Below are 1,625 nucleotides of genomic sequence, written 5' to 3' on the forward strand. Positions count from 1 at the left end.
CCCTCCATGTCAGGCTAGTTGTCGCCTCACCCGAACCGATTGATGTAAAGATTGGGGGGCGGACAGCGAATGGAAGATGAAACGCTATTCAGCAGAGACCCGGGAATGGGTAATTCAACAGATGATGCCGCCGTTCAACCGAGCGATTGTCGAGCTTGCGGGTGCGACGGGCATCACCACGGTGACGCTGCGGACCTGGCGGCAACGTGCAGCAGAGGCAGGGAAATCGATGCCGGGTAATGGCAGATCCAGCAGTCAGTGGTCGAGCGCCGGGAAGTTCAGGGTGGTGCTGGAGACCGCGTCGCTCAACGAGACGGAAATCTCGGAGTACTGCCGTAGCCGGGGCATTTATCCCGAGCAGATCCGCCAGTGGCGCGAGGCGTGCGAGCAGGCTAACGCGGCAGGCGAGACGACACTCACGGCCGCGCAGCGCAATGAGGCGAAGGCGGCGCAAAAGCGTATCCGCGAACTGGAGCGCCAGCTCAAACGCGCTGACGCGGCCCGTGCGGAGGCGGCAGCATTGCTGAATCTGCGAAAAAAAGCCGACGCGATCTGGGGCAAGGAAGAGGAAGACTGATCAGCCGCCCGGATCGCGAAGAAGCCATGCAACTGATCGATGAAGCGGTCCGGCAGGGCGCGCGCCGCTCGCGTGCGTGCGAGCAGCTGGGGCTCAGCGTGCGCAGCGTCCAGCGCTGGCGCCTGTCGCCGCAGGATGGGCGAGCCCAGGCGCGGCGTGCCGCACCACCGAACCGCCTGAGTGAAGCGGAACGTCAGGCGGTGCTCGAGGCGGCCAACCGTCCGGGTTACGCCAGTCTGACGCCGCACCAGATCGTGCCGAAGCTGGCCGATGAAGGGATTTATCTGGCTTCCGAATCGACGTTCTACCGGCTACTGAAAGCCGCGGGACAGGGTCAGCGCCGTGGCCGCGCACGCGCGCCGCAACGACGCACGCTCACCACGCATCGTGCCGATGGCCCGAACCAGGTGTGGTGCTGGGACATCACGTGGATGCCGACCACGGTCAGGGGCCGGTACTTCTACTGGTACATGATGAAGGACATCTACAGCCGCAAGCTGGTGATGAACGAGGTGTGGGAGCAGGAGTCGGCCGAGCACGCGGGCGAGCTGCTGACCAAAGGGTGTCTGCGCGAAGCCATCGCCGGGCGTCCGCTGGTGCTGCATTCGGATAACGGCAGTGCAATGAAGGGCGCCACGATGCGCGCGGCCATGATCGATCTGGGCGTGCAGCCGTCGTTCAGCCGGCCGCGCGTCAGTAACGACAACGCGTTTGCCGAATCGCTGTTCCGAACCGCGAAGTACTGTCCGTTATGGCCCGAACAGCCGTTCGACACGCTGGAGGCTGCGCGGCAATGGGTGCAGCGCTTCGTGCAGTGGTACAACGAAGAGCACTGCCACAGCGGACTGAAATATGTCAGCCCGTCCCAGCGGCATCGAGGCGAAGCCAGCGGGTTGCTGGATCGCAGGCGTGCACTGTACAACAGCGCACGCCTGCAGAATCCGATGCGCTGGTCAGGAGCCATCCGTAACTGGCATCTGGAAGACGTGGTCTATCTGAATCCGGAGCGCGCCCTCGCCTCAGCCCGAATGTATCAGCAGGTGGCGTA

1 protein-coding gene is annotated in these 1,625 nt (G+C 63.9%); it reads left to right on the top strand.

What is annotated here, in order from left to right:
- Positions 1-76 precede the first annotated feature (76 nt).
- A protein-coding gene (locus tag FQ746_RS24555) for an IS3 family transposase (RefSeq protein ID WP_409932423.1) occupies positions 77-1,625 on the top strand; the annotation gives its coding sequence in 2 pieces (ribosomal slippage) (positions 77-545 and positions 545-1,625; 1,550 coding nt annotated over the 2 pieces). This gene is flagged as partial in the annotation.

Origin of the sequence: Paraburkholderia sp. BCC1886 (assembly GCF_900996245.1) — a bacterium.
GTDB lineage: Bacteria > Pseudomonadota > Gammaproteobacteria > Burkholderiales > Burkholderiaceae > Paraburkholderia.